At 62.9% G+C, this 26,544-nt stretch carries 20 protein-coding genes and 2 pseudogenes; 7 read left to right on the top strand and 15 right to left on the bottom strand.

All coding sequences use genetic code 11. The features are described 5' to 3' along the window. Positions 1 to 18: 18 nt before the first annotated feature. Positions 19 to 274: pseudogene (locus GV818_RS22970) on the top strand (TOBE domain-containing protein); the annotation flags it as partial. Between the two features lie 218 nt (positions 275 to 492). Here the strand turns inward: GV818_RS22970 and GV818_RS22965 are convergent. The 7 genes from GV818_RS22965 to GV818_RS22935 all read right to left on the bottom strand — a co-directional run bounded on the left by GV818_RS22965 (position 493) and on the right by GV818_RS22935 (position 10,392). Further along, complete coding sequence (locus tag GV818_RS22965; RefSeq protein WP_161757757.1) at positions 493 to 939, bottom strand: hypothetical protein; 447 nt, start codon at positions 937 to 939, stop codon at positions 493 to 495. A gap of 441 nt (positions 940 to 1,380) precedes the next feature. Then, on the bottom strand, positions 1,381 to 4,458 hold the full coding sequence (locus GV818_RS22960; protein ID WP_161777622.1) for an efflux RND transporter permease subunit: 3,078 nt from the start codon (positions 4,456 to 4,458) through the stop codon (positions 1,381 to 1,383). Positions 4,459 to 4,466: 8 nt separating this feature from the next. After that, positions 4,467 to 5,654 carry an efflux RND transporter periplasmic adaptor subunit gene (locus tag GV818_RS22955; RefSeq protein ID WP_161757755.1) on the bottom strand — a complete coding sequence of 396 codons (1,188 nt, stop codon included), beginning with the start codon at positions 5,652 to 5,654 and terminating at the stop codon, positions 4,467 to 4,469. An 8-nt stretch (positions 5,655 to 5,662) separates the two neighbouring features. After that, the gene (locus GV818_RS22950) at positions 5,663 to 7,423 is read right to left on the bottom strand and encodes an efflux transporter outer membrane subunit (RefSeq protein WP_161777621.1); all 1,761 of its coding nucleotides are present in this window, start codon (positions 7,421 to 7,423) and stop codon (positions 5,663 to 5,665) included. Positions 7,424 to 7,663: 240 nt separating this feature from the next. Then, complete coding sequence (locus GV818_RS22945; protein ID WP_161777620.1) at positions 7,664 to 8,113, bottom strand: PTS sugar transporter subunit IIA; 450 nt, start codon at positions 8,111 to 8,113, stop codon at positions 7,664 to 7,666. 277 nt (positions 8,114 to 8,390) lie between these two features. Next, positions 8,391 to 9,428 (bottom strand): ABC transporter substrate-binding protein, encoded by a 1,038-nt coding sequence (locus GV818_RS22940; RefSeq protein WP_161777619.1) that lies wholly within the window; start codon positions 9,426 to 9,428, stop codon positions 8,391 to 8,393. A 337-nt stretch (positions 9,429 to 9,765) separates the two neighbouring features. Next, complete coding sequence (locus GV818_RS22935; RefSeq protein ID WP_218579768.1) at positions 9,766 to 10,392, bottom strand: TetR/AcrR family transcriptional regulator; 627 nt, start codon at positions 10,390 to 10,392, stop codon at positions 9,766 to 9,768. Between the two features lie 162 nt (positions 10,393 to 10,554). On the opposite strand from GV818_RS22935, the gene GV818_RS22930 reads away from it, so the two are divergent. Continuing rightward, positions 10,555 to 12,516, top strand: a complete 1,962-nt coding sequence (locus GV818_RS22930; RefSeq protein WP_161777618.1) for an amidohydrolase — start codon at positions 10,555 to 10,557, stop codon at positions 12,514 to 12,516. Positions 12,517 to 12,743: 227 nt separating this feature from the next. Here the strand turns inward: GV818_RS22930 and GV818_RS22925 are convergent. The 5 genes and pseudogenes from GV818_RS22925 to GV818_RS22905 form a co-directional block, all read right to left on the bottom strand. Next, a pseudogene (locus tag GV818_RS22925) lies at positions 12,744 to 12,983 on the bottom strand (ubiquinone-dependent pyruvate dehydrogenase); the annotation flags it as partial. Positions 12,984 to 13,124: 141 nt separating this feature from the next. After that, the gene (locus GV818_RS22920; protein ID WP_161777648.1) at positions 13,125 to 14,225 is read right to left on the bottom strand and encodes an NAD(P)/FAD-dependent oxidoreductase; all 1,101 of its coding nucleotides are present in this window, start codon (positions 14,223 to 14,225) and stop codon (positions 13,125 to 13,127) included. Beyond that, positions 14,218 to 14,793, bottom strand: coding sequence for a GrpB family protein (locus GV818_RS22915; RefSeq protein WP_218586310.1), 576 nt, complete (start codon positions 14,791 to 14,793; stop codon positions 14,218 to 14,220). Before GV818_RS22915 ends, GV818_RS22920 begins: the two co-directional genes overlap by 8 nt. Before the next feature lie 182 nt (positions 14,794 to 14,975). Next, positions 14,976 to 16,517, bottom strand: coding sequence for an MFS transporter (locus GV818_RS22910; protein ID WP_161777617.1), 1,542 nt, complete (start codon positions 16,515 to 16,517; stop codon positions 14,976 to 14,978). Next, a complete protein-coding gene (locus GV818_RS22905; RefSeq protein ID WP_161777616.1) occupies positions 16,514 to 17,011 on the bottom strand; it encodes a GlcG/HbpS family heme-binding protein in 498 nt (165 codons plus the stop codon). The genes GV818_RS22910 and GV818_RS22905 overlap by 4 nt, the downstream gene beginning before the upstream one ends. A 104-nt stretch (positions 17,012 to 17,115) precedes the next feature. Between GV818_RS22905 and GV818_RS22900 the strand changes: the two genes are divergently transcribed. The 3 genes from GV818_RS22900 to GV818_RS22890 all read left to right on the top strand — a co-directional run bounded on the left by GV818_RS22900 (position 17,116) and on the right by GV818_RS22890 (position 20,439). Further along, positions 17,116 to 17,997 (top strand): LysR family transcriptional regulator, encoded by an 882-nt coding sequence (locus GV818_RS22900; protein ID WP_178125074.1) that lies wholly within the window; start codon positions 17,116 to 17,118, stop codon positions 17,995 to 17,997. 76 nt (positions 17,998 to 18,073) lie between these two features. Then, entirely contained in the window at positions 18,074 to 18,451 is a 378-nt protein-coding gene (locus GV818_RS22895) for a VOC family protein (RefSeq protein WP_161777614.1), read from the top strand. Between the two features lie 425 nt (positions 18,452 to 18,876). Beyond that, complete coding sequence (locus tag GV818_RS22890; protein ID WP_161757746.1) at positions 18,877 to 20,439, top strand: TerC family protein; 1,563 nt, start codon at positions 18,877 to 18,879, stop codon at positions 20,437 to 20,439. 110 nt (positions 20,440 to 20,549) lie between these two features. On the opposite strand, the gene wecB is transcribed toward GV818_RS22890, so the two are convergent. The 3 genes from wecB to GV818_RS22875 form a co-directional block, all read right to left on the bottom strand. Continuing rightward, positions 20,550 to 21,758, bottom strand: a complete 1,209-nt coding sequence (gene wecB, locus GV818_RS22885; protein ID WP_161757745.1) for a non-hydrolyzing UDP-N-acetylglucosamine 2-epimerase — start codon at positions 21,756 to 21,758, stop codon at positions 20,550 to 20,552. 526 nt (positions 21,759 to 22,284) lie between these two features. After that, entirely contained in the window at positions 22,285 to 22,836 is a 552-nt protein-coding gene (locus GV818_RS22880; RefSeq protein ID WP_161757744.1) for an AAA family ATPase, read from the bottom strand. Positions 22,837 to 22,978: 142 nt separating this feature from the next. Then, entirely contained in the window at positions 22,979 to 23,899 is a 921-nt protein-coding gene (locus GV818_RS22875) for a LysR substrate-binding domain-containing protein (protein WP_161757743.1), read from the bottom strand. Positions 23,900 to 24,035: 136 nt separating this feature from the next. On the opposite strand from GV818_RS22875, the gene GV818_RS22870 reads away from it, so the two are divergent. Next, positions 24,036 to 25,337 (top strand): NAD(P)/FAD-dependent oxidoreductase, encoded by a 1,302-nt coding sequence (locus GV818_RS22870; protein ID WP_161757742.1) that lies wholly within the window; start codon positions 24,036 to 24,038, stop codon positions 25,335 to 25,337. A 52-nt stretch (positions 25,338 to 25,389) separates the two neighbouring features. Then, positions 25,390 to 26,478, top strand: coding sequence for a polyamine ABC transporter substrate-binding protein (locus GV818_RS22865; protein ID WP_161777613.1), 1,089 nt, complete (start codon positions 25,390 to 25,392; stop codon positions 26,476 to 26,478). Positions 26,479 to 26,544 lie beyond the last annotated feature (66 nt).

Raw genomic sequence — 26,544 nt, 5'->3', positions numbered from 1 at the left:
GGAAACCGAGAATGCACCGGCACCGAGGCGCGGGCCCTGGTCAAGGCACCCTGGGTGATGCTCATGACCGTCCGCCCGCAACTGCCTGCAGGGCAAGGTGCTCAGCGTTACCGACGGTGCGGTGAATGCCGAGGTGGTGCTTGAACTCAGCGGCGGCAGCCAGGTGTATTCCATCGTCACCCGCGACGCCGTGACCGAACTCGGCCTGGCCCCGGGCGTCCGCGCTAAGGCAGTGATCAAGGCTTCGCACATCATTCTTGGCGTGCCGGCCTGAGTCCGACTGGCACTTGTGGGCCCGTGTCCTGCCATTGGCTGGGGGCACTGGCGGGGCGCAACGGCTATTGGGCCTTCTACTCTGGGTTCTACCGAGCAGGCCTGATGGCTGAACCAGCGGTCATCGTTTGGCTCCCTTGGTTGTAGTGGCCCGAAAGCAAAGTATCCAGTTTGCGATGCAGGCATGCTTGCAACAGTTCTGGATGCTTGCTGCTTTGATTAAAGTTGCGCTGGCTTTGGGGCGTACAAGAGAACTCTTACTCTTGAATCGAACTCGTCGGGCTTGGAGTTTTGCGATTTGGCCTCGGTCCCGATAAAGGGCGCCAGAACGCCTGGAACATGATTTGTCGTCAGAGAACCTGCAGTTCGCGAAGGTTTTTTTGACGGATCTGGATCAGGCCGGGTCGGATAACCTGAATATTGCTTTACGCAGTTGTCTTTCTCGATGCCTTCGGGGGCATATTGGCATGCCTGCCGGGCATTGCGTTTGAAACATGCCGCTCGTTCCGTTTCCAGCAAGCGGTCTTGGCAGGTGCTCACCGCAAGCAAGGCTTGAGCAAATTTTCCCCAGCCAGTGCCACCAGAGAATGAGTCGGCCTTGAGGTTGCTGGATATCAAGAGAAAACCGACGAAGATCATCTTGTGATGCAAGTTTGGGGTGAACATCCAGGTTGTCCATTTGGCCGATTGCAGGTTTGTTTAGCATTGTTTTCTGCTGGCTACAATCGTCAGTGCGTGTCGGTTTTTTATGTGCTTTCTGTAAAAAAAGTGCAATGTCCGGCTGTTAGGGGGAACGGCCGAAAGTGTTCGGCACAAGGTTGTTCGCCATGGACTGAAATATTGTTGAAAGACAGTTTCTGTTGTATTGAAACTTGAACGTGTTCTCTGTTGAAACGCTGTAGCGCATCGATCAGACGAGTAAAGAACTCGCAGTTCTGAGACAACGAGGCAGAGCGCGAGCCCCGGCTGCCATCCACAGAGATGATGTGTTCGCCTCTTTGCCTTACAAAACCAACCGATAGCGGATAAACAGAAATCCATCGGCTCATGCGCCAGGTTGCCATGGCCTTTGCGGGTTGTAGGGTGCATTACCGGCCCCGGGCCGGCTCAGGCCCTGGACACAAAGTCCTCGCCTGATACCGGGCCTTGCACCGGATGGGCCGTGCCCTGGTGAGTAGTGCCAATAAACAGGTACATGGCCGGCACCATGAACAGGGTCAGCAGGGTGCCGATGGACAGCCCGGCGAAGATCACCAGCCCCATGTCGTGGCGGCCCGCGGCGCCGGCGCCGGAGGCCCAGACCAGCGGCACCACCCCCAGCACCATGGCCGCGGTGGTCATCAGGATCGGCCGCAGGCGCACCGCGGCGGCTTCTTCGATGGCCTCGCGCTTGCTGTGGCCGGCGCGCTGCAATTCGTTGGCGAACTGCACGATGAGGATCCCGTGCTTGGTGATCAGCCCCAGCAGCGTCACCAGCCCGACCTGGGTGTAGACGTTGATCGAGGCGAAACCCATGGTGATGAAGGCCAGGGCGCCGAACAGCGCCGGTGGCACCGAGAACAGGATCACCACCGGGTCGCGGTAGCTTTCGAACTGGAACGCCAGGGCCAGGTAGACGATCAGGATCGAGAACAGCAGCAGGCCGACGAAGCCCCCGGATTCCTGGATGAATTGCCGTGATTCACCGGCATAGTCGGTGGAATACCCGGACGGTGCCACCTGTTCGAGAATGCCCTTGAGCCGGGCCAGCAGCTCGCCCTGAGAAACCCCGCTGACCCCAGACAGGGTGGCCGAGTTGAGTTGCTGGAAGTGGTTGACCGATTCCGGCTCGGTGGAGGTCTCGATGTGCGCCACGGTACGTGCCGGGATCATCGCCCCCGACGGGGTGCGGATGTAGTAGTCGAGAATCTGGTCCGGGTTCAGGCGGTCCACCTGCAGCACCTGGGGAATCACCTTGTAGGAGCGTCCGGCGGTGGAGAAGTAGTTCACGTAGTTGCCGCCCAGCGCCGCTGACAGCGCGGCGCCGACGTCGGCCTGGGTCATGCCCAGGGCGGCGATCTTCTCCCGGTCCACCACCAGTTTGGCCTGGGGTTTGTCGAGCTTGAGGTCAAGGTCGGAGAACCAGAACAGCTTCTGTTTCTGCGCCTCGGCCAACACCGCCTGGGCCACTTCGTTGAGGTTGGCCACCGACTCGGTGGTGGTGATGACGAACTGCACCGGCAAGCCTTGAGCCCCTGGCAGCGACGGCAGGGGAAAGGCCGCGATGGTGGCGCCGGGCACCTGGTTCCACTTCTGCTGCAGGTCGAGGATCAGTTGGGCCTGGGAGCGGCTGCGATCCTCCCAGGACTTGAGCAGCACCCCGCCCAGCCCCTGGTTCAGTGAGGGCAGCCCGGTCAGCTGGAACATCTGCAGGTACTCGGGCTCCTTGTTGGCAATCTGGAATGCCTGGTCGGCGATCCGTTCCATCTGCTGCGGCGAGGCGGTGGGGGCGCCCTTGATCTGCATGAACACCAGGCCCTGGTCCTCGGTGGGCGACAGCTCGCTCTTGGCGGTCATGCCGCTGGCGGCCACCAGCAGGAACAGCAGGAAACCGAAGGTCACCAGCACCGGCCAGATGTCCAGCCCGGCCGCCAGCACCCGGTGATAGCGACCCCGCAGCCAGTCGAAGTAGCGGTCCAGGCGCTTGGCGAACTTGCCTTCCTCCTGGTCGCTCTTGAACAGCCGTGAGGTCATCATCGGCGACAGGGTCAGGGCGATCACCGCCGACACGGTCACCGCGCCCGCCAGGGAGAAACAGAACTCCTTGAACAGCGCCCCGGTGAGGCCGCTGCGCAGTCCGATGGGCACGTAGGCGGCAATCAGCACCACGGTCATGGCGATGATCGGCCCGCCCAGTTCACGCGCCGCATGCAGCGCGGCGTCCAGCACGCCTTTGCCTTCTTCCTTGATATGTCGGTCGACGTTCTCCACCACGATGATCGCGTCGTCGACCACCAGGCCGATGGCCAGCACCAGCGCCAACAGGGTCAGCAGGTTGATCGAGTAGCCCAGCAGGTACATGACGAAGAAGGTGCCGATCAGCGACAGTGGGATCGCCACCAGGGGCACGATCACCGCGCGGAACGAACCCAGGAACAGGTAGATCACCACCGAGACGATGATCATGGCTTCCAGCAGGGTCTTCACCACTTCCTTGATCGAGGTGTTGATGAAGGCGGTGGAGTCGTAGACGATCTCGCCGCGAACCCCGGCCGGCAATTGCGACTGCAGGTCGGGGAACACACTGCGCACGTTGCTGGCGACACTGAGGATGTTGGCTGAGGGCGCGGCCTTGATCCCGATGAACACCGAGCGCTTGCCGGAGAAGGCCACGCTGCTGTCGTAGTTTTCCGCGCCCAGGGTGACGGTGCCCAGGTCTTCCAGGTGCACCAGGGCGTCGCCGTTGTGCTTGACCACCAGGCGCCTGAATTCATCCACGCTGTGCAGGTCGGTGCCGGCGGTCAGGTCCACGGTGATCATCTGGCCTTTGGTCGAGCCCACGGCGGACAGGTAGTTGTTGCTGGTCAGGGCGCTGGCCACGTCCTGGGCGGTGACGTTGTGGGCCGCCAGTTTGTGTGGATCAAGCCAGGCCCGCAGGGCGAACTGGCGCCCGCCGAGGATCTCCGCGGTCTGCACGCCTTCCAGGGAGTCGAGCTTGGGCTTGACCACCCGCACCAGGTAATCGGTGATGTTGTTGGTGGCCAGGGTGTCGCTGTAGAAACCCAGGTACATGGCATCCGTGGTCTGGCCGACCGCCACCGTCAGCACCGGCTCCTGGGCCTGGGCCGGCAGCTGGTTCTTCACCGAGTTGACCTGGGTATTGATCTCGGTCAGCGCCTTGCTCGAGTCATAGTTCAGGCGCAGGGTCGCGGTGATGGTCGACAGGCCGGTGATGCTGGTGGAGGACAGGTAGTCGATGCCCTGGGCCTGGGCGATGGCGGCTTCCAAAGGCTGGGTGATGAAGCCGGCCACGGTGGCCGCGTCTGCGCCGTAGTAATAGGTGCTGATGGTGACCACGGTGTTTTCCGTGCGCGGCCACTGGTTGACCGGCAACTCGAAGATCGAGCGCAGGCCCAGGATCAAGATGAACAGCGAGACCACCACCGCCCAGACCGGTCGCTTGATGAAGGTATCGGTGAAGTTCATGGCAGGCCCTAGCGTTCTTGGGGCGTCGGTGACGGGTCGTTCAAGGGCGCGTCACGCTCCTCGATCTTCACCGGCGAGCCGTTCTTGAGTTTCATCTGACCACTGGTGATCACCTGGTCGCCTTCCTTGACCCCGGACAGCACCGCCACCTGGTCGCCCCGGGTCGGGCCGGTTTCGATGAAGGTCTGCTGCGCGGTGAGCACCACTTCGCCGCGGTCGTTGTTGTGCTGGGTGACGATGAACACCGTGGTGCCATAGGGGTTATAGGTGACCGAGGTCTGGGGCAGGGTCAGGTAGCGCTGGGTGGTGCCGGAGCTGACCACGGCTCGGGCGAACATGCCCGGCACCAGGCTGCGCTTGGGGTTGTCGATGGTGGCCTCGACGGTGACGTTGCGGGTGTTGGGGTCGAACTGGGTATCGATGGAGCTGACCCGGCCGCTGAAGGTCTGCTTGGGCAGGCCATCCGCGGTGACCGTCACGCTCTGGTCGATGGCAATCGCCTGCACCTGGGCCTGGGGCACGTTGAAGTCGATGTAGATCGGGTCGAAGGTCTGCAGGTTGGCGATCTTGTCCCCGGGGTTGAGGTACTGCCCGGGGTTGACCCCGGTGATGCCGATGCGCCCGGCAAAGGGCGCGCGGATGCTTTTTTTCGCCACCAGCGCACGCTGTTGCTCGGCGGCCGCGAGCTTGGCCTTCAGGTCCGCTTCGTCCGCCTCGACTTGCGCCTGGGACACCGCATTCACCGCCAACTGCGCCTTGTCGCGCTTGAGCACGGTACCGGCGAGGTTGGCGGTGGCTTCCAGGGAGCGCAATTGGGCGATGTCGGAGTCGGCATTCAACTGCACCAGCAGGTCGCCCGCCGCCACCTCCTGGCCGGGTTTGAAACCGATGCTGCGAATGATCCCGCCGACCTCGGTGGTGACGTCCACTCCGCGCATCGTCTTCATCGAGCCGACGGCGCTGACACTCGGCTGCCACTCTTCATACGGCGCCTTGATCGCGGTGACCACGGCCGGTGGCAGGGGCACCTTGCCCTGGGCGATGAGCTTGGAGATCTGGCTGAACTTGACCCCGCCGATCACGGCGACGATCAGCAGCACCACGCCGAGCATGACCAGCATCGGCAACAGCAGGCGGCGACGCTTTGGGGCAGCGGGTTGTTGGGGCGCGGAAGGGACGGGGTTGACGTCGGCCATGGCGGATCTCACTGAGACAAGGGTGCAAGTCGGGTGGCCGCTGTGGCATCCGCCGGACCTTGGGTCCGGTCACTGCCTGCCTGTGCCTGTTTGACTTGAGCGTGGTCGCGGTTGCTGGACGCGCGGGCTGGATAGATCTCATCGAGTGACGGCAGGCCGAAACGGTCGGGGCTGCCAGCGGTGGCCGGGTCGACATCGCTGCGTTGCCACCAGCCTCCGCCCAGGGCCTGGAACAGTGCGGTGCTGTCGCTGTAGCGGGCGGCCTGGGCGCGGACCCGGCTGACAATTGCATTTTGGTAGGCCTGCTGCGCGGTGAGCAGGTTCAGGTAGCCCACCGCTCCCAGGCGGTACTGCGCCTGAGCCAGATCCAGGCTCTGGCGCGCGGCACTCTCGGCGAGCACTTGCTGCTGCAGGGCGTCGGCGTCGGCTTGCAGCGCCCGCAGTACGTTGGCCACATCCTGGAAAGCGCCAATCACCGTGCTGCGATAGCGCGCGGCCGACTCGTCATAGGCCGCCACTGCAGCGCGCTTGCGATGTTCCAGGGCCCCGGCGTCGAAGATCGGCTGGGCGATGGAACCGGCCAGGCTCCAGACTCCGGTACCGGAGGAGAACAGCTTGGTGCCGCTCAGCGCCGTGGAGCCCAGCGAGCCGGTGATGCTGAACTGTGGCAACTGATTGGCGATGGCCACGCCGACATTGGCGCTGGCCTGATGCAACTGGGCTTCGGCGGCACGCACGTCGGGCCGTTGCTCGACAATCGCCGAGGGCAGGCTCAACGGCAGCTCCTGGGGCAGGTGCAGGGATGCCAGTTGGAAACGTTCGTCATGGTCCTGGTTGGGGAAACGACCGAGGTAGGCCAGCAATTGGTTGCGGGTTTGTGCCAGCTGTTTTTGCAGGGGCGGCAAGCTGGCACGGGTCTGCGCCAGGCTCGCTTCCTGGGTCAGCACGTCACCGTCGCCGATCGCTCCCAGCCGACGTTGTGCCTGCAGCAGATCGAGCTGATCGCTCTGCAATTGGATCACGGTTTCAGTCGCGGCCATCTGGTCACGCACCGAGGCCAGGCTGATGGCGGTATTGACCACGTTGGCACTCAGGGTCAGGTAGGTGGCCTCCAACTGATAGCGCTCATAGTCGGCCTGGGCGCTGCTGGACTCGATTTGCCTGCGGGTGCCGCCGAACACATCCGGGGCATAAGAGACACTCAGGGACGCCGAGTTGACCGTGAGGATCTGCGCCGCCGAGCCGCCGGAAGCCGCCGCGCCAGCGGAGCCCAGGGCACTGGCCGCCGAGACCTTCTCGCGGGTTTTCGATGCCGAGGCGCTGAGGGACGGAAACAGCGACGCCTGCTCGGCGTATACCTGTTCATTGGCCTGGCGCAGCGCGGCCTGGGCGGCCGTCACGTCGGGGTTGGCCTGCAGCGCTTCGGCCACCAGGGCATTCAGCTCCGGGGAGCGGAACAGCGCCCACCATTGCCCCGGGATGTCCATTCCGGCCACCAGCCGCTGCGCCGCGCCGCCGGCGGCAATCTGCGCCGAGGCGGTGGTCGGCGGCAGGGGCGTTGCGCTGTAGCCGGCATTTTTCGTCAGGTCGGGGCGCTCGAAGTCCGGCCCCACGGTGCAGCCGGCGAGGCTCGCAATGCAGATCAGGCTCAAGGGGGATAGGGCGAAAACTAGCAGTGGCGTGTGCCGAGAAGATTCTCGACCGGCGCCGTCGTCCTTGCGAGGTCGCCGGCCGCCAGGGAATACGGGCGGCTGCTGTTGCTTGTTCATATTCTCTCTAATTGAGCAATCAGTGAGTTGTTTCAACGGGAATATGGATACCGGCGCAACAGTTGGACAGGCGCCGCCTCATGCAGTGGGTAGCGCGAGGTGCAATGAACGTTAATTGATGAGCTAGCTAATCGCCAATAGATGGAATCTTGCACGAGGCAGAGATCGGTGGGTCGGAGCTATCCAACTCGATCGGGCGCGCCCGGCAAACCGATGCCCGGGGCCGATATCTCATTCAAGCTACCAGTGATCAAACAGCTGCTTGACCTGCAGCGCGTCATTGCAGCGCAGCAGTGCCTGGCGAAAGCGCGGGTTGGAGAACAGCCGGGCGGCGTCTGCCAACAGCTCCAGGTGTTGCTGGTCGGCAGGGGCGGGCACCAGTAGCACCAGGATATCGCTGACCGGTTGCTGGTCCGGGGCGCCAAAGGCCATGGCGGTTTGCGGTCGCAGGTACAGCGCGTGGATTTTATCGAGCTCGGCAAGCCGCGCATGGGGCAGGGCCACGCCTTCGCCGATGGCAGTGCTGGCGGCCTGTTCCCGGCGCCACAGACTGGCGCTCACCCAGTCGCCCGGCAGTTGTCGAGTCTCTTGCAGATGTTGGCCAACCTGCTCGAACAGGCGCTGTTTGCTCGAGACGTTGACGGTGAGAAGGATGTCTTCGACTTGCAGGTAGCGGGCAAGCTTGCTCATGGGCTGCTCCGGGAATGGCAGGGTGCTTTCAGATTCGTCTCAAGGACCATTGAAGCGCATTTGCCGGGCCGGGGAAGCAATCAGCAGGCAGTTTTTACGAACTCTTTAGACAGGCCGCTGTGCACCGGCATACCTACAGCAAGGCCGGCAAGTGCCAACCAAACCCACGACTGGCAAGTGATTTCACGAAGACCGGCGCGGGTGGGTTTGGCTCTTTCAATCGATGCTCGGTGGCTCGACAGCAGCCCGGCGCCAGCTCGACGCCGGGCTGGCTAGCCTAGCGTGCCGCCCAGGCGTTGAAGCGCTGCTCCAGTTGCTCGCCATGGTCGGCCCAGAACAAGGCATCCACCGCGACTTGTTGCGCGAGGTTCTGCGGTGCAGTGGGCAGCTCGGCGATGCGTGCCGGGTCGAGCAGGTCCATGGCCCCGAGGTTGGCAGCGCCGTAGTCGATATGCTCGGAGAAAAGTTTCTGCTGTCCCGGTAAGACGGAGAAGCGGATGAAGTTGTGGGCCTGGTCCTGTTGCGAGGCGCCGCGCGGGATGGCCCAGGAGTCGAACTCGTAGAGACCACCGGACCAGACGATGCCCAGGCCGTATTTTTTGCGTTGCTCAGCCGAGAGACGGCCGTTGTACACCGAGGTCATCACCACGTCCCCGGCTGCCAGGTATTGAGGCGGTTGGGCGCCGGCCTCCCACCACTGAACATGGGGCTTGATCTCATCCAGCTTGGCGAAGGCGCGGTCCTGGCCCGCCTTGGTGGCGAGCACCGAGTACAAATCGCGGGGCTCGACACCGTCGGCGATCAGAGCGAACTCCAGGGTCGACTTGGCCAGTTTGCGCAGGCCACGCTTGCCGGGGAATCTTTCCACGTCCCAGAAATCCTTCCAGCCGGTGGGCGCTTGTTGCAGCTTGTTGGCGTTGTAGGCCAGCACGGTGGAGTAGACGAGAAAACCAATGCCGCAGGGCTGTATCGCACCGGGCACGAACTCCTTGCTGTTGAGTCCGAGTCGAACGGGGTCGAGTGTTTCGAACATCCCCTCATCGCACCCTCTGGCCAGTTCGGCGGACTCGACCTCGACCACATCCCAGGAAACGCTGCCGGTATCGACCATCGCCTTGACCTTGGCCATTTCGCCGTTGTACTCGCCAGCAATGATTTTGCCACCGCTGCTCAGTTGCCATGGCTGGTAGAACGCCTTCACTTGAGCGTCCTTGTTGGCGCCGCCGAAGGACACAATGGTGAGGTCGGCTGCAAGCCCGAGGGTGGTGGTCATCAAGCCTGTGGCCAAGGCGGCACACTTCAGAGTTCTGATCATTATTATTGTCTCCGATGCTACAAGGATGTCTTCGAAACATTCCGGTACGCCGGGACCGCCCTGTCTGCGTTGGTCAGGACAATCGGCGACTGTCGCGAAGCTGCACAACCCGAGCTCGGGTCAAAACAGAAGCCAGGACCCTTGCTCGGGCTGCAAACATGGCATGGGGGAAATGATTGGAACACTGGGCAGTCATGATCCTTAGATCGCCCAGGACTAAACTATGCAGGCGGGCGATGCCCTTGCGGCCGCGGTAGAACGTTCAACCGGGGTTGTTTGCCATCGTTCAGCGCCGCCGGCTCCCGGTTAAAAACGCAGGCTCGATCCTGGTGGTCGTTTAAACCGAAAGCTCACGTTCAAACTCAGCGCAGTCCTGGGTCTTGACTGCCGACAACAGCAGTCGATGTTGCCACTTCTTGTGTGTACGCCACATCAGGCCGCGGGCTTCGCCTTGTTCGATGCTGCCTTGCTTGACCACATCCCAGGTCCGATAGAGGTACCTGGCCAGTTCGGTCAATTCCTTCTCCGGCCAGCGGCAGCCATGGGTCCGCAGCAGGGCCACCATGTTGCCGAGCTGGATCGCCTCATGCTCCTGCTCCAGGCCGTGCAACGCCGGGATCACATCCATCGCCTGCCAGAGCGCGCCATAACCCGAAAACTGCTGCTCGAGTCCATCGATCATGTCGTCCAGTGCGTTCCAGGTTTCAATCAGGTCCAGCTGGCTCTCGTAAATCGCCTTTTCCCGACTGCGGATTTCCTCCAGCCACTGCTGGACCAGGCGATAGACAATCGCCTCCTTGTTGGGAAAAAACCGGTAGAGCGACTTGATGTCGATGCCGGATCGTTCGGCGATGGCATTGGTGTTCAGCAGGGTGATCCCGCTTTCCTTGAGCAGCGCCAGTGTCGCTTGTTCAACCTTGTGGATGATTGCCAATGTGCGTTGCTGGCGCGGCTCGCGGCGCATTCTCAAGTCTTGCGAAATCATCACGCGCTCAGCCTTATCGTTGATTGGCGGGCATTTCACATTGACTGGCCCGGCAGTGTCAAACCTCACCGATTGACGCCCTTGGACAAGACTGGTAGAACGTGAAATTACAGTAATTACTGTAATAAATCCGGAGAATGTATGCGATTAAAACTAAAACAACATCTAGCGCTTTCCTCCTTCGCCTTGCTCGCCGGGATCACCGGCTGCAGCCAGACGCCAACGCCAAGCGTCGACAACAGCCACAACACGGTGTACCTCAACGGCCAGATCTATACCCAGGATGGCCTGCGCCGGAAGGTCGAGGCCATCGCCGTCGCTAATGACACGTTCGTCTACACCGGTAACCGGGAAGGCGCGGAAAGCTTCATCAAGCAGGGTTTTCGGGTGGTCGACCTGGGCGGCAAGATGGTCTTGCCGGGCTTGCACGACAACCATATCCACGTGCTGGGCACGGTCGCCCTGGATGTCTGCGACCTTGAGGGCAAGAGTGTGAACCTCGATCAGTTGGCCAGCAAAGTGCAGGAGTGCTTGCCTCGCTATGCCAGCGAACCCGGTTCCTGGCTGAAGATCGAGCAATGGGTTCCCTATGAAAACAACGAACCGACCGACCGCTACAAGACCATTCGCCAAGCGCTGGATGCGGTCGCTGACGGTCACCCGATCATCCTGTCCGGCGTAGACGGCCATGCCAGTGCCTACAACTCGAAAGCCTTGAGCATGGCCCAGGACGATAACGGCAAGACCGTGGGCTTCACTGCCAAAAGCCTGGGCAAGGGCGGCGTGTTCGCCGAGCTGGCGCCCTACGTCAGCCTCGACAGCGGGGTGGTCCGCGACGCCGCCAAGGAAAAAATCCCGGTCGGCAACTTCGACATGTTTGCCCAGGAAGTGGGCGATCCGCGTGGCGAAGCCATCTACGGCGCGATCCTGCCGAAAGTCGCACAAGTAATGGCGCAAAGCGGCATCACCAGCATTCAGGATGCCTGCACCAACGACTTCATCCGTGAGCAGTTGGTGAAGATGCAGCAGCGCAATTTGCTGAACATGCACGTCACGGCCGCCACCTGCTTCATCTCCGATGACTACAAGGGCAAAGTGGATATTGCCGGGCACCTGAAAAAGGCCCAGGAAGTCCGCGCCGCGTTCGCCAACAACCCGCTGATCAAGGCGGATGCGGTGAAAATCTTCGCCGACGGCGTGCTCGAAGGCGACCCCTTCAGCAAGCCACCGTTCTCTCCCAACGCCGGCATGCTGCACAACTATCAGACGCCCCACCTCAAGCAGAACGAAGACACCGGCGCCGTCACAGTCATCAAAGACAGTGACGACTCGAAGAAGAACGGCATCGTCAATTACAAGGTGCAGGACTTCAAGAACTACGCCAGCGCACTCGATGCCAATGGCTTCAGCATCCACATCCACAGCGTGGGCGACCGCGCCACGCGTGTCGCCATCGATGGCTTGGAAGCGGCTCGCCAGCGCAATGGCAACAGCCACATCCCGCACACCATTGCCCACTTGCAAGTGGTTCACCCGGACGATCAACGGCGCCTCGGCGAGCTTGGGGTGTACCTCACCTACACCTACGCCTGGATCAACCTGCAGCCCCAATATGACGTGCTGATCACCCCGTTCCTGGAGAAAAGCAAAAAGGGCCAGGCCATCGACGACGTGCTCTACAACCAAAACAGTTACACCTGGAGCGCCATCTACCCGGTGGAAAGCACCTACAAGGCAGGCGCAGTCCTGGTTGCCGGCAGTGACGCACCGGTCGACTCCCGTGACCCGCGTCCTTTCATGAATATTGCCGCCGGCATCACTCGTGCGATTCCCGGCAAGCCGGCCTACAACCCGCAGCAGTCGGCCACGCTGGAGCAGATGCTCGACGCCTACACCATCAACGGAGCCCGTGCGGTGCGCCAGGAAAAGCTGATCGGTTCGATCGAGCCGGGCAAGTCGGCGGACTTCATTGTCCTCGACCGCAACCTGTTCAACCTGGTTGAGCAGGGGAAACCCGAGCAAATAGCTGAAACCAAGGTGCTGCAGACCGTGTTCCGTGGGAAAACGGTGTACAGCCAGCCGGCAACCCTCGCAGGAGATTGAGTAAAGTCGGGTCCTTTGCCTGCATTGCGGCTCAGGCGCCGCTGATGGATGTGCTTCAACTCGGGTACATGACCATTGCACCGGGGTCATTGGTGCCCGTGGGAATAGACCCTTGCCTGTGAAATCAGCCCCCACACTTGAGCCAGTGTGGGGGCTGATGAGAGGGGGACCTCGCACCCTGCGAAGGCCCGGTTTTCGCAGGGCGCCTTGTTGCCTTGGCGGCTCAATCACCCACCCTTAAACCCGTTGGTCTTGGCCAGCTCGATCACCTCGTCACCCCGCCCGCTAATCACCGCCTTGAGCATGTACAGGCTGAAATCCTTGGCCTGTTCCAGCTTGATCGCCGGCGGCATGGCCAGTTCCTGTTTGGCCGTGACCACGTCCACCAGCACTGGGCCGTCGTGGGCCAGTGCTGTGCGCAGAACGCTTTCCAGTTCTTAGTCCTCCACCCGCAGGCCGAGAATGCCCATGACGACGAACCCCAGCGAAGCAAGGAGTTGAGGCCGATTTTCGAGGAGGGGATTTGCGCGGCAATGGCCAGCACCGGCACATGGTTGCGGTGACGACAGCACTGGCGTCGATGTTCCTGATCGCCGCTTGCGCGTTGGCTACAAGGGGCGGTGGTCGCTGTTGAACCGCGCCGGCCGGCACGGCGAGAGTTCGGCGCAGGGTTGGCCTTGCACAAGCTCCTGGCTGATCAAACGCCCGACCGTGGCGGCCAGGGTCACTCCGGCATGCATCACCGCCAGATACAGGCCTTGGTACTGGTCGCTCAAGCCAATGATCGGCAACTGGTCCTGGGGCATCGGGCGTTGGCCGACCTCCACGCTGCGCAAGACGATCCCCTCGGCACCCCGGAATGACTGACGGAGGGTGGCCATGGCTTGTTGGGCGATGGCGTCCGGCCCTTGAGGGCCGCTGGCATCGATGTAGTCTTCCGCTACCAGCAGGCCACCGTCCGCCGCTGCGCGAATTTCCAGTTGGTTGTTGGAGATCAGGGTCTTGACCAGGCCCGGCGGGGCATCGAAGCGAATCAGGATCGATGGCGAAGCCGACACCGGCAGCTTGATTCCCAGCGGCTGCAGCAGGCTTGGCGTCCCGCAGCCGGCCGCCAGGACCATACAGTCAGCTTGGTAAGATCCCAAGGCCGTCTCGACACCGACCAGCCGCTTGCCGTCGACCTGCAACCCCAGCACAGGGTTCTGGGTGAGCACGCGGGCGCCGTGGGCACGGGCCCCTTCGAGCAAGGTCTGGGTGGTGGCAATCGGGTCCAGGCTGCCTTCGCCGGGAGCGTACCGGGCCCGTTCCGGCAGCACTTGCAGATGGGGTTCCAGCTGGCCGATCTGCTGCCGGTCGATCCAGTTGACGGACGGATCGGTTCCTCGGTCATTGGCGTGTTTCGAGTCCAGGACGGCGTCGGTGTAGCAGAGCGCCCCGGACCAGTTGATCTTCAGCCCCGGCAACTCCTGCTGCAGGCGCTGGTAGTCCACCAGTGCCTGGGAACGCAATGCCCGAGCCGCGACGGGGAAATCGCCGAGTGGATTGATCCAGGCAAATGAATGGCCGGTGACCCCGGAGCCGGGCGTGGCTTGTTCCACCACGGTCACCTGTGCTCCCTGGCGGGCCAGGTGGTAGGCGATGGACGCGCCGACAATGCCAGCGCCCACCACGATCACGCTCAATTGTTTCACCTTCACCTCGTCATTCAGTCAGTCGGCGTATCGCGGGGTCCCGCAGTGCCTGGGCTTGGACTCGCTTGATCCAGGCATCCTTGCAGTCGCTGTAGGCATGCGAGTCGTGGGGGTGCAGGGCCTGGCAGCGGATTTTTTCCTGTTCATAGGCTCGGGCGAGGTCTGGATGTCGACGCAGATAATTGCGAAAAGCCAGATGTCGCTCGATCTCCGGTGAGCCCTGGGCGTAGCAATGCAGTTGCAGCAGACGGCGTCCGCTGACAGGGTCGTCCTTGCTGCAATAGCGTCGCCCGGGTAGGCCCCGTTCACCGTGCCAGATATACCCCAGAGCCTCCAGCAGCGCTTGTCGGGCATCCAGTTGCGTCAACGAAGTGACCTCCGGAATCAGGTCCAGTACGGGTTTGGCGACGATCCCCGGGAGCGCGGTGGAGCCGATGTGGTGCACCTTCAGCAGAGTCGCGCCCAGGGCTGCCTGCAACGTCTCGGCCACCTCACTGGCGTGCACCGCCCACTGCGGATCGTGGGGCAGCAACTCGACCTTGATCGGTGTCGGCAGTGGGTCGAGGGCAGGCTTTTTGCTGTCCATGGTCGGTGCGGCTCCTGTCGCGGGTAGAGGGCGAGGCCTTGCAGGGCGCACCTTAACCGGCCCTTTTTGTTCGCGCTATTGCGCGTCTGTTATGAAATTGCAAACCGGCCGCCGCGGCGCAAGCTGTTTGCCGCCGCGGCCGAGCCCTGGCTGATCTTGGCTCGGCACAGGCCTGGCGTGCACTACTCCAGCTTCAAGGCCAACCCCGCCGCCTGGGGCAGGGGATTGCGCATCAGCCGACCGACCACCAGTGCCCCCAGTAATGCGAGGATCCCGGCCACCGCCAGCACCAGGCCGAAGCCCCCGACAAAGGCCTGTTGGGCCAGGGGTTCGACCAGCAGGCGGGCGGCTTGCGGCAGGCCTGCCAGGGCGCCTTGCATGTCCCCGGCCACCACCCGCGAAGCAATCTCCGGCGCTTGTGCCAGCCAAGGTCCGGGCACACGGCTCAGGCTGCCTTGCAACAATTGCTGGGTATGGCTGGCCAGCAGCGCACCGAACACGCCGATGGCCAGCATGATGGCGCTGAAACGCATGGTGGTGCTCATGCCCGAGGCCATGCCGGTGCGCTCCCGGGGCACGCAGGCCATGATGTTTTTCTGCGTGTCACCGTTGAGCAGGCCGGCGCCGGCGCCGGTCACGGCAATCGCCAGGGCGAAGTTCAGGTAGCCGCCGGCATGCACCGCCCAGGCACTGAGCAGGTTGCCGCAACCCACCAGGGTCAGCCCGGCAGCCATCAGCGTGGCCGGTGCATAACGGCTGGCCAGGCGCGCGCCGATCCGAGGGCAGATGAGCATGGTCAGGGCAAAGGGCAGCATGCCCAGGCCCGAGGCAATCGCCGAGAAGCCCAGGCCGTTCTGCAGGTAGAAGGGCAGCAGGGTCATCATCACTTGGGCGCAGCCGGCGTAGGCGAACATGCCCAGCAGAGCGCCAATGAAGCGCGGATGGCGGAACAGTTGCAGGTCGACCATGGGGCGGCGCTGCAGCCGTTCGATCAGCACGAACAGCCCCAGGAGCGCGACTCCCGCCAGCAGCCGGGTGGTGGTCGCCTGGTGACTCCAGCCGATGCGGTTGGCTTCGATCAGGCCCCAGATCAGGCACAGCAGGCTGGCACTGAAGGCCAGGCTGCCCCAGGGGTCCAGGCGCGCAGCCTGGGTATCGCGGGACTCCGGCACGTTGCGCAACACGCTCCACAGCAACAACAGGCCCACCGGCAGGTTGAAGTAGAAGATCCAGCGCCAGCCAAAGAACTCGGTGATCAGCCCGCCGACGGTGGGCGCGGCGGTCATCGCCATGCCCATGCAGGCACCCCAGAACGCCCAGGCCTTGGCCCGCTCCACCTCGTCATGAAAACAATGGCCGATGGATGCCAGCGCCGAGGTCAGCAGCAGCGCCGCGCCCACGCCCTTGAGTGCCCGGGCGGCGTCCAGCAACAGGGCATTGGGTGCCGCGCCGCAACCCAGGGACGCGAGGATGAACAGCACGAGCCCGCAGAGCAGGGTCTTCTTGCGCCCGAAGCGGTCGGCCAGGCTGCCCGCCGGCAGCAGCAGCGCGGCGAAGGCCAGCATGTAGGCACTGACGACCCACTCGATGTCGGCGAAGTTGGCCCCCAGGTCGCGAGCGATGCTCGGCAAGGCCACGGCGACGATGTTGGTGTCCAGGACAATCAGCGAGCAGACCCCGGAGGCGGTCAACAGGGTCAGGCGCGGGTTGAGGGTCCGGCTCATGGCGTGGTCCGCCGACTGAGGATGGACAGCGCTGCCAGGGCGATTTCATCGTCGTGGGCCGGCGTGTCGGCGCTGACCCCGATGGCGCCGACCACCTGGCCGTCGACAACGATCGGCTGGGCACCTTTCATCATCAGCAGGCCGGCGCTGAGGGCGGCTGGACGCCCGCCATTGACCGCATTTTCCAGGTCACCGGAGGGGCGCTTGAACAGCGCTGAAGTACGAGCCTTGCCCTGGGCCAACTCAATCCCGGCCACCACCGGAGCGCCGTCCATGCGGGCGCCGAGAATCGGCCAGCCGCCGTCGTCGACGATCACCACGGCGCAGGGCCAGCCTTTGGCGTGGGCGGTTTCCTGGGCGGCCTTGAGCAGGTTCTGAGCACTGTCCAGGGTGAGGATTGCCTTGTGGGCAATGTCAGGCCGGGTTTCCCCGGCTACGGCGGTCTGCAGGCCGAAGCAGGTGATCATTGCCAGAAACAGGGGTTTGACGCGCATGGCTGAGGCTCTTTACTGTGAATGTCTGTTCAGCTTATCGCGGCCTATTGCGGTCTTTGTTAGCCGCTGGCGGCCAGTTCATTACCTTTGAGCTCATGCAATTTATGGAAATTCGGCACTTTCGCTACTTCCTGGCGGTGGCCCGGCAGCGCAATTTCACCCGTGCCGCCGAGCAGTTGGGCATCGCCCCGCCGACCTTGAGCCGGCAGATCCAGGATATGGAAAAGACCTTGGGAACCCGGCTGTTCATCCGTCAGCAGCGCGAGGTCAGCCTCACCGAGGCCGGTGCCGCATTGCTGCTGGAGGCCGAAGCCACGGTGCGTCAGTTCGAGTTCGCCCAGCGCAATGCGCAACGGGCCGGGCGCGGCGAGATTGGCCATATCGAACTGGGCTACGTGGCCTCGGCGGTGTACTCGGGGCTGCTGCAGAAGCAGGTACAGGGTTTCAGTCGCGACTGCCCGGACGTCAGCCTGAATGTGCGGGAATGCCCGATGGCAACCTTGCCGGCGCGGATTGCCGATGGCCGCCTCGACGTCGGCTACATCCGCTCGCCCATGACCCTGCCGGAAGGGGTCGAGGCCATTCGCCTGGATGCCGAGGGCTTTGTCCTGGCGTTGTCCGCCGAGTCCTGGCTGTGCCGCCTGCCGCAGATCGCCTCCGAGCACCTGCTCGATGAAACCTTCATCCTCCCGGAGCAGATCAGCGGCACCTTGCAGGTGGCCGCCCAGGGCGCCTACGCGCCCAAGCTCGGCGCCCAGCCCGGTGGCCTGGTGGCGGTGCTGGCCCTGGTATCACTGGGACAGGGCGTGGCGGTGGTGCCGGAGTCGGTGGTGGGACATCTCAGCTTGCCCAATGTGTTGTACCGAACCATCGGTGGCAGTTCGGCGACGTCCTGGTTGTCGTTGATTCATCGGCGCTTCGAGCAGGCTCCGGCGGTGGTGCGCTACATCGAACAGGTCCGGCGCGAGTATCGGCGCCCGGCCTGAGTCAGCGTATTCAAGCATCACCCTCGGCGCGCATAATCCGCGGGTCGTCCCTCTGCCTTCAGGAGTTGTGTGCTTGATGATCGATCACCTTGACCACCTGGTACTGACCACCATCGACCCTGCAGCCGCCGAGGATTTCTACGTCCGCGTGTTGGGCATGCAACTGGAAACTTTTGCCGGCGGGCGCAAGGCTTTCAAGTACGGCCAGCAAAAAATCAACCTGCATGTGCGTGGCCGGGAATTCGAGCCCAAGGCGCACCTGCCGGTGCCGGGGGCACTGGATTTGTGCTTTATCGCCAGCGTGCCCCTGGAGCAGGTGATTGCCCATCTGCAGCGGGCCAACTGGCCGATCATCGAAGGTCCGGTGCCACGCACCGGGGCCACCGGCCCGATCCGCTCGGTGTACCTGCGGGACCCGGACCTCAACCTGATCGAGATTTCCGAGCAGTTGTAGCGCCTGCTCTCGACGCTCCTGCGGGCGCTGAAGACTCTTTGTGTCGGGCACGATCCCGGCCTGTCGCAGCCCGCGGTAGCGGCTGCCGGAACGGGCTGGATAAACTTTTGTAATGATTTCCTGCTGGGGAATCGGCTTGTCCTCCCTGTAATCTCCAAGTCCGTTTTTTCTCTCAGGACTTGCATGAACACTCTTTCGGAGCCTCCCAGTTGGCGCTCTCCTTGTGCTTTCTTCCATGACTTCTCGCGCTATCCGGCCGCTCTGAGACGCAGACGCTCAGTCAGCCATTCCCCCGGTCGTTCCTTCCTGGCATTTGCCACGTCCTGTCCTTGTTGCCCGCCCGAACCCAAGGTTTCGCAGTCCCTGCACCTTGGCGCTTTGTCGCGCCTGGCCGTTTGAATTCCCGGAGTATTTGAGTCGTCGTTATGGAATGGATCGCAGACCCCACGGCCTGGCTTGGCCTTTTGACCCTGATTGTCCTGGAGCTGGTGCTGGGCATCGACAACCTGGTGTTCATCGCCATCCTCGCGGACAAGCTGCCGCCCGAGCAGCGTGACCGCGCGCGGCTGATCGGCCTGTCCCTGGCGCTGTTGATGCGCCTGGGCCTGCTGGCCAGCATCTCGTGGATGGTGACCCTGACCCAGCCGCTGTTCGAGGTGTTCGAGCACAGCTTCTCGGGCCGTGACCTGATCATGCTGTTCGGTGGTGTGTTCCTGTTGTTCAAGGCCACCATGGAATTGCATGAGCGCCTGGAAGGTCATGTCAGTGTGCGAGCCGGCAGTGCCACTTACGCGCTGTTCTGGCCGATCGTCGCGCAGATCGTGGTGCTTGATGCAGTGTTCTCCCTAGATGCGGTGATCACCGCCGTGGGCATGGTCGAGCATCTGGCGGTGATGATGATCGCGGTGGTGGTGTCCATCGGCGTGATGATTGTCGCCAGCAAGCCGCTGACCCGCTTCGTCAACGAACACCCGACGGTGATCATGCTGTGCCTGGGCTTCTTGATGATGATCGGTTTCAGCCTGACCGCCGAAGGCCTGGGTTTCCACATTCCCAAGGGTTACCTGTATGCGGCCATCGGCTTCTCGATCCTCATCGAGCTGTTCAACCAGGTCGCCCGGGCCCGGCGCAAGAAGTCGATGCAGGGTCTGCGGCCCATGCGTGAGCGCACCGCGTATGCGGTGATGCGCCTGCTGGGTGGGCGCAAGCTGGCGGCGGAGGAGGTGGGTGAGGAAATCGCCGATCTGCTGGAAGGTGATGAGGCCAACAGCAACGAACTGTTCGACCGTCGCGAGCGGGTGATGATCAGCGGTGTATTGCAGCTGGCGGAGCGGCCGATCCGCAGGCTGATGACCGTGCGGGCGGAGGTTGACTGCATTGACCTTGCGGACAGCCCGGAGACGATTCGGACCAAGCTGATGCACTCGTCCTACTCACGCCTGCCGTTGATTCGCAATGGTGCGGTGGATGAGCCCCTGGGCTTCGTGCACAAGAAGGAACTGCTCAAGGAATACCTGGCCGGCAACGAGCCGAACCTGGCGCATCTGGCGCGCAGAACCATCAACCTGCTGGACAGCTTTTCGATCCTCAATGCCCTGGAACAGATGCGCAAGGCTTCGACTCATATCGCCTTCGTGATCAACGAATTCGGCGACTTCATGGGCATTTTGACCATGACCGATATTCTCGAGTCGATTGCTGGTGAGCTGCCCGATGCCAGTGAGGTCGAAGGGCCGGATGTGGTGGAACAGGAGGATGGATTCCTGGTCAACGGTGGTTTGAACCTGCCTCAGGTGGCTCAGCGTACCGGCTTCAATGCCGCCCCCACCGAGGACTACCAGACCCTGGCCGGGCTGGTGATGAGTCTGTTGGATCGCTTGCCGGTGAAGGGCGATTGCCTGCAGTGGGACGGCTGGAACATTCAGGTCATGGCGGTGGAGGAGCGGCGGGTGACCCAGGTGCTGTTGTCCCGGCAGGCAGTTGCCTGACAGGTGAAAGAGGTGGTGCGGGTTTCTTCGCTGGCAAGCCGGCGCCTATTCCAAAAGGGTTGGCGTCACGATCCGTAGCCGCCGGCTGGCCGGTGAAGCGATGCCGAGGTTCAGGCTGTTTCCGTCGGCAAGGCTTCGTGGACGGGGTTGTGATCCTTGCCGTGACTCATGGCCTGGGCACTTGCGGCTCTAGCCTCCAGCCAGGTGCTCAGACGGCGGGCGATGCGTTCGCTGGCGTGACCGTCGCCGTAGGGCCTGTGCACGCGGCTCATGCGGGCATGGAAGTCGGCATCGTCCAGCAGTTGGCTGGCGTGATGCACGATACGTTCGCGATCGGTGCCCACCAGTAGCACGGTGCCGCCTTCCAGCGCTGACGGCCGTTCGGTAACGTCGCGCAGCACCAGCAGGGGCTTGCCAAGCGCAGGAGCTTCTTCCTGGATGCCGCCGGAGTCGCTGAGAATGAAGTGCGAGCGCCCCATCAGCCAGACAAAGTGCTGATAGTCCTGGGGCTCCACCAGGTAGATGTTGGGCGTATCCGAGAGCAGGCCGTAGATCGCATTCTGCACCTGGGGATTGAGGTGCACCGGGTACACGAACTGCACGTCCGGGTAGCGCAGGGCCAGGGTCGCCAGAGCCTCGCAGATGTCGCGGAAACCGTTGCCGAAGTTCTCCCGGCGGTGGCCGGTAACCAGCACCATGCGCCGGTTGTCGGCCAGCGCCGTCAGGGGGGAATCGGCGGCGGGGTGCCAATGGACTTTTTCCTGGTGAGTTCGCATCCACAGCAGTGCGTCGATCACCGTATTACCGGTGACTTCGATGTTTTCGTTCGGCACATTCTCCCGCAGCAGGTTGGCCTTGGCCTTGACGGTGGGGGCGAAGTGCAGGTCGGCGATGACTCCGGTCAGCCTTCGATTGGCCTCTTCGGGCCAGGGCGTCTTGAGGTTGCCGGTGCGCAAGCCGGCTTCTACGTGGCCGATGGGCAGTTGCCGATTGAACGCAGCGAGAGCGGCGATGGAGCTGCTAGTGGTGTCGCCGTGCACCAGTACGATGTCTGGTTGCAGTCGCTCGTAGGCGCTATCGAGGCGCAGCAGCAACTGTTGCGAGAGACCGTTTAGGGACTGGCCCTGGGTCATGACTTGCAGGTCCTCATCGACCTGCAGCTCGAAGGAGTCGAGCACCTGTTTGAGCATTTCACGGTGCTGGCCGGTGGAGCAGATGTGCAGTTCCAGGCCTGGCCACTGACGCAGAATCCGAGCCAGCGGTGCCATCTTGATAGCCTCAGGACGCGTACCGAAAACCATCATGATTTTGAAAGGCATATCCCCCTCCTTGGGTGTAATGCAACTGAACCTGATGCTGAATAAAGCAGCGAGAGTCACTCTTGTCCAACCCGGAGAAGCGCTTCTGATCTCGTTCAAGCATGTGGTGCGGGAAAAAGGGAGGAGGCGGGTACCTAGCCGCTGGCGAGGCTCCAGGAGGCGGCGGAAAGCTCCAGGGGAAATGCAAGGTCATGTTTGTGCGTCGGCGGCCTGGCTTCTCGGATAATAGTGAGAGGGGCGTCACAAAATTGACGAAATTGCCGTTTGTCGGGAGCGGAAAAATCCGTAGTGGCTCATTGTGTCAAAATGATGTCGCGGGCTGTTAAAATGCATGCCGTCGCTCGCCCCGAAGGGGCGGCTGATTGTCGACTGTCTGCTTCGTGGAGTATTTCTGTGGGTCGTGCTTTAGCGGTGTACGTGATGGGAATGGCCTTTGTGCTGGCGTGTTTTGCCTGGGCGATGACGGCTGCTTTCAGTTGAATGCCACTGGCCGCTCGAGTCTCTCCGGGGCTTGCTCAGCAGTGTCTCAGCGCGGCCTGTCCTTGGCCGTGATCAGCTGTATTTCCTCTAGCAGTTGCTCCACCGATCTACCGCCGTCGAGGTGCTTCCAGGGCTGAGTCAGTTGCCTCAGCCAGGCGCTGTGTCGCGGGCGGCTGCGCCCGGCGCGGGTTCCGCTGTCATAGGCCGCCGCCCATTCAAGGAAGGCCAGGTGCTGGGCGTGCATATCGCCCCCGGGAAGAATGCGCGCGCCAAAGCGTTGTTGTTCCCGAGCGCGGATGCGCTGCAGGCGCAGCGCCGTCGGGGTGTCGACAAACACTATCCAGTCAGCCTGGGCGATGATCTCTTGGCCCCAATCGTCCATGGATCCGGATATCACCCACGGCGCCTGACCCAGGGCATCCTTGAGCAACATCAGCCGCTGTTCCGGCGCCCGCGCCCGCTGGAAGGGTGGATCGCTGGGATACCAGTAATGGTCATCGACGTCGACATGGGGCAATTGCAGGTGACGGGCCAGGGCCATGCCCAGCGTGCTGACGCCGGCGCCCGAGGCGCCGGTCAGATAGAACCGTTGATTCAATGCAGTGTCCTCCTGGGCTGAACGCGCGCGGGCGATGATGCATGTCACTGCGGACAACACCTGGTTGCCTTTGCTGGCCAGCGACCTTGCCACAGTCCACTGCCTGGCCACAGCAAAATCCGCCTGGGGCCGCCGAGAATGCTCAGGCATTGCCCGTTGAAGGCAAGTCGCGCTCGGCAGCCTGGGCCTGGAACCAGTTCAACACCGTCTCGCAGGCCGGGTGCGCCGCACCGCTGTCGCGCAGCCACAGCGCATAGACGCCGCCGGTTTTCAGCGCCTCGCCGAAGGGGATCAGCAGGCTGCCACGGGCGATGGAGTCCTGGGCCAGGATCAGGTCGGTCATTGCCACTCCCAGCCCGCGGGCTGCGGCGTCCAGGGCCAGGTCATCGAGGTTGAACAGGATGTGCTTGTAGCTGTGGGGCGTCTGGTCGTTCTGGGCCAGCAGCCAGGCGGTCCATTCCTGGCGGCTGGTGGAGCCGTGAATCAAGGCATGTCCGGCCAGTTCTTCCAGGGAGCGCGGGGGTGCCTGCCCATCACTGAGTTGTGGTGCACACACCGGCACCAGGTACTCGTCGAACAGCAGCGTCAGTGGCCGCTCATCCAGCCCTTCTGGCAGGTACAGCACGTAGGCATCGCAATCGCCGCCGGGGTCCACGGTGGCGCCGCCCACGGTCTCGATCGACAGGCACAGTCCGGGGTTGGCGGCATAGAAGCCACTGAGCCTTGGCAGCAGCCAACGCACTGCCAGGGACACGAAGATGCGGATGCGAAAGGGCTGGTCCAGGGGCGCGGGAGCCAGGCGTTCCTGCAGTGCTCCCAGGGACCTGAGGATCTGCGTGGCCACGGTGCAGACGTCGCGCCCCTGATCGGTCAGCGACACCCGGCGACTGCTGCGTTCGAACAAACTGACCCCGTAATGTTCTTCCAGTTGCTGGATCTGCCGGCTCACCGCGCTCTGGGTCAGGTGCAGGCGCGCGGCGGACTCGGTGAAGCTGTGGGTCTGGGCCACATTGACCAGGGTTTGCAGGGCCTGCAGCGAAGGCAGTCGAAGTAGCTTATCCATGCGTTTTCCGAATAGTTCGATGAATTAATAACGTTCGAAATCCAGCGTTAGCCGCCATAGATTGTAGGCCTGTGGCGTCGGCCTGGATTCCCTGTTGAATGCTCCCGGCGCATGGATTGTGAAGGAGTAGAAGGCTTTGAACAACGTATGTGGCTGGATCGCCCTGGCGGGGGAAGCCCCTCAGCGGCCGACACTCAAAGGCACGCAGAACACCGACTGGCTGATCATCGGCGGTGGCATTACCGGCCTCTCGGCAGCCCGCGCCCTGGCGCGGATGTATCCTCAGCAGCGCATTGTCCTGCTGGACCGCCAGCGCGCGGCCCAGGGCGCTTCGGCGCGCAATTCGGGGTTTGTGGTCAGCCATGAACTGCCAGGCGCCGATGAGCTGATCGGCCGCTCTGGCTACCCGGCCTATCAGGTCGCCTCACGGGTGGGTTTCGCCGCCGGCGAGGAAGTGCGCGAGTGTATTGCCGAACTGGCCATCGAGTGCGAGTTCAATGATGCCGGCTACCACTTCGCCGTGCATCAGCCCCAGCACTTGCAAGACAGTGCCGCACGGGTCGCGACCTTGAACGCCGTGGGGGCCCAGGCCCAGTACCTGGAAGGCCCGGCCCTGCAGCAGCGCCTGGGCAGCTCATTCTATCAACGAGCGATTCACTGTGCCGGTGGCAACGCCTTGCTGCAGCCGGCCAAGTACGTCAAGGGCCTGCTGCAAGGCTTGCCCGAGCGGGTAGAGGTCTACGAGAACAGCCCGGTGGACGATCTGCGGTCGGTGCCTGGTGATGGCTGGCGGGCACGGACCCGGGAGGGCGAGATCAAGGCGACTCAGGTGCTGGCTTGTGTCGGTGCCTTCCTGCCCCGGGTCGGTGTCAAGCACAGCGGCACCTTCCCCCTGGAACTGAGCGCCAGCATCACCCGGCCATTGCATGAGGAACCCTGGCAGCGCCTGCTGGACGAGCAGGGCTGGGGCGTGCTTTCCACGCTGCCGGGAGCTGCCACCGTGCGTCTGCTGCCGGGGCGCCGCCTGCTGATGCGCAATACCGTCGAATACCGCCAGCGCGACCTGGGGCCGGCAGATCTGGCCGTGCGTCGGCAAGAGCATGTGCGGGGCCTGCAAAAGCGTTTCCCCGGGATCACCGATGCCGATCTGCAATACACCTGGACCGGGCACCTGAGCGGCACTCGCTCTGGCGAGCCCTATTTCAGTCGGGTTGCCGAGGGCCTGCACACGGTGGCTGGCTGCAATGGTTCCGGGGTTGCCCGGGGCACTCTGTGGGGCCGGCTGTTGGCGGAAATGGCCAGTGGTGGCGACTCGCCGCTGCTGCGCGACGTGCTGTCCCAGGCCCGTCCCGGCTACCTGCCGCCACGACCGTTTTTCGACATTGGAGCAAGCTTGCGCATGGGCTGGGAAGTGCAGCGCGCGCGACACGAGCGTTAACCGTCGCGGCGAACAAATCGCCGCAATAATAAGAGCACAGAGGGCGGCAATTATGATCAATCGCACCACTACGGCACTGTTATCCCTGGCCTTGTGCGCCGCAAGCGTACAGGCTGCTGAAACCGTGAGCATCGCCAACTGGAGCGGCTACATTGCTCCTGACACCCTGACCGAGTTCACCAAGCGCACCGGCATCCAGACCACCTACGATGTGATCGACAGCAACGAGACCACTGAGGCCAAGTTGATGACCGGCGGCAGTGGCTATGACCTGGTCAGCCCGTCCAACCACTTCCTGCCACGCTTGATCCAGGCCGGGGCGATCCAGCCCCTGGACAAGAGCAAGCTGCCCAACTGGAACAACCTCGATCCCAAACTGATGAAACTCCTGGAAACCAGCGATCCGGGCAACCAGTACGGCATTCCCTATATGTGGGTGACCGTGGGCATCGGCTACAACGTCGACAAGATCAAGGCGATCTTCGGTAACACCGACGTCACTCAGTCCTGGCAGATGCTGTTCAAGCCGGAGAATATCCAGAAGCTCAAGCAGTGCGGCGTGGCCTTCCTCGACAACCCGACGCAGATGGTGCCCATCACCCTCAACGCCCTGGGTCTGGACCCGCACAGCGAGCAGCCGGCGGACCTGAAGAAGGCTGAAGAAGCGCTGCGAGCGATCCGTCCTTCGATCCTCTACTTTCACCAGGCCAAGTACGTCAGTGACCTGGCCAACGGCAACATCTGCGTGGCTGTGGGTTTCAGCGGCGACGTGCTGCAGGCCATGGCCACCGCGCATCAGGCCAACAACGGCGTGAACATCGGCTACAGCATTCCCAAGGAAGGCTCCACCGTGGCCATGGACATGGTGGTGATTCCCAAGAATGCCCCGCACCTGGAAAACGCCTACGCCTACATGAGCTACCTGCTGGACCCGAAGGTGATCGCCAACATCAGCAACTTCGTGCAGTACGCCAACGGCAACTCGGCATCCTTGCCTTACATCGAGCCACAATTGCGTAACAACTCGGCAGCCTACCCACCGCAATCGGTGCTCGATACCCTGTTCCCGATCAAGACCATGACTTCGGCCGGGATGCGCCTGAGCACTCGCTTGTGGACCCGGATCACCAGCGGTACGTGAGGACGCAACGCATGCTTGCGAACCAGGGCCTGCGAGGCCACGCGCTGGTGGTGGGGGCCGGGGTGG

This window comes from Pseudomonas sp. Fl4BN1 (genome assembly GCF_009908285.1).
Classification (GTDB): Bacteria; Pseudomonadota; Gammaproteobacteria; order Pseudomonadales; family Pseudomonadaceae; genus Aquipseudomonas.
This window is presented reverse-complemented; position numbering and strand designations above follow the sequence as displayed.

Coding starts and splice junctions, on each gene's coding strand:
- GV818_RS22935 (WP_218579768.1), bottom strand. CDS start 10,392: ATGCGCCGCGAGCCGCGCCAGCAACGCACATTGGCAATCATCCACAAG.
- GV818_RS22895 (WP_161777614.1), top strand. CDS start 18,074: ATGATCGATCACCTTGACCACCTGGTACTGACCACCATCGACCCTGCA.
- GV818_RS22915 (WP_218586310.1), bottom strand. CDS start 14,793: ATGGACAGCAAAAAGCCTGCCCTCGACCCACTGCCGACACCGATCAAG.
- GV818_RS22910 (WP_161777617.1), bottom strand. CDS start 16,517: ATGAGCCGGACCCTCAACCCGCGCCTGACCCTGTTGACCGCCTCCGGG.
- GV818_RS22940 (WP_161777619.1), bottom strand. CDS start 9,428: ATGATCAGAACTCTGAAGTGTGCCGCCTTGGCCACAGGCTTGATGACC.
- GV818_RS22890 (WP_161757746.1), top strand. CDS start 18,877: ATGGAATGGATCGCAGACCCCACGGCCTGGCTTGGCCTTTTGACCCTG.
- GV818_RS22905 (WP_161777616.1), bottom strand. CDS start 17,011: ATGCGCGTCAAACCCCTGTTTCTGGCAATGATCACCTGCTTCGGCCTG.
- GV818_RS22875 (WP_161757743.1), bottom strand. CDS start 23,899: ATGGATAAGCTACTTCGACTGCCTTCGCTGCAGGCCCTGCAAACCCTG.
- GV818_RS22965 (WP_161757757.1), bottom strand. CDS start 939: ATGTTCACCCCAAACTTGCATCACAAGATGATCTTCGTCGGTTTTCTC.
- GV818_RS22900 (WP_178125074.1), top strand. CDS start 17,116: ATGGAAATTCGGCACTTTCGCTACTTCCTGGCGGTGGCCCGGCAGCGC.
- GV818_RS22960 (WP_161777622.1), bottom strand. CDS start 4,458: ATGAACTTCACCGATACCTTCATCAAGCGACCGGTCTGGGCGGTGGTG.
- GV818_RS22950 (WP_161777621.1), bottom strand. CDS start 7,423: ATGAACAAGCAACAGCAGCCGCCCGTATTCCCTGGCGGCCGGCGACCT.
- GV818_RS22955 (WP_161757755.1), bottom strand. CDS start 5,654: ATGGCCGACGTCAACCCCGTCCCTTCCGCGCCCCAACAACCCGCTGCC.
- GV818_RS22930 (WP_161777618.1), top strand. CDS start 10,555: ATGCGATTAAAACTAAAACAACATCTAGCGCTTTCCTCCTTCGCCTTG.
- wecB (WP_161757745.1), bottom strand. CDS start 21,758: ATGCCTTTCAAAATCATGATGGTTTTCGGTACGCGTCCTGAGGCTATC.
- GV818_RS22865 (WP_161777613.1), top strand. CDS start 25,390: ATGATCAATCGCACCACTACGGCACTGTTATCCCTGGCCTTGTGCGCC.
- GV818_RS22945 (WP_161777620.1), bottom strand. CDS start 8,113: ATGAGCAAGCTTGCCCGCTACCTGCAAGTCGAAGACATCCTTCTCACC.